Here is a 308-nt window from a genome sequence, read left to right on the forward strand (position 1 = left end):
TGTGGATTTGGCAACAAGCAGATTGGCCCCATTTTCGTTGGCAGGATAGCGAGATATTGCCCAGATTACGGCACGTTCAACGCAGGCAGGGAATTCTAATCGGTCGTCATTCCAGGTTGGGGAACTCCGACCAAGCGTTAGATACGTTACTGGCTAACATCATCTCCTCATCCGCTATCGAAGGCGAACGCCTCAATGCCCAATCTGTGCGTTCCTCCCTTGCTCGGCGGTTAGGTGGGCCACAAACTCAGTCATATCCAGTATCAGAGCGCTCAGAGGGGCTCGCGGCCATGATGCTGGATGCCATC

The 308-nt window shown here is 53.9% G+C and carries 1 protein-coding gene; it reads left to right on the forward strand.

Translation table 11 applies throughout. From position 1 onward, the window contains the following. Positions 1-5: 5 nt before the first annotated feature. A partial coding sequence (locus AACR77_RS09615) for a DUF4172 domain-containing protein (protein WP_269429280.1) occupies positions 6-308 on the forward strand: 303 nt, incomplete at its 3' end.

The sequence above is a fragment of the Aeromonas sp. ZOR0002 genome, from assembly GCF_963866995.1.
Lineage (GTDB): Bacteria > Pseudomonadota > Gammaproteobacteria > Enterobacterales > Aeromonadaceae > Aeromonas > Aeromonas caviae.